We start from the raw sequence: 295 nt of genomic DNA on the forward strand, positions 1-295 counted from the left end.
TCTGTTCCACTGCTTTGTGTCCAGATATAGCTAGCAATAGTTCCGTCTGAGTCAGAGCCTGCACCTAATAAGGATACCTCAGTATTTTCATTTACTATTTGGTTCGCACCAGCATTTGCTGATGGCAATATATTGACATTATTAACATTAATCGTAATGGTATCGGTCTTAGTTGCACCTTCATTATCGGTTACCGTTAGTGTAAAAGTAAATACTTCGTTATTGGTAACTTCCGGTGTTATAAACGAAGTGCTAGCTGAGTCACTAGTGCTCAATATTACGTCTGTTCCACTGC

General features: G+C 39.3%; 1 protein-coding gene. It reads right to left on the reverse strand.

Annotation, left to right across the window (positions count from 1 at the left end; all coding sequences use genetic code 11):
• On the reverse strand, positions 1–275 hold a 275-nt coding region (locus H4J61_RS00020; RefSeq protein ID WP_404852048.1), incomplete at its 3' end, for a PKD domain-containing protein.
• Positions 276–295 lie beyond the last annotated feature (20 nt).

Origin of the sequence: Colwellia sp. MB3u-4, assembly GCF_014077065.1 — a bacterium.
GTDB lineage: Bacteria > Pseudomonadota > Gammaproteobacteria > Enterobacterales > Alteromonadaceae > Cognaticolwellia.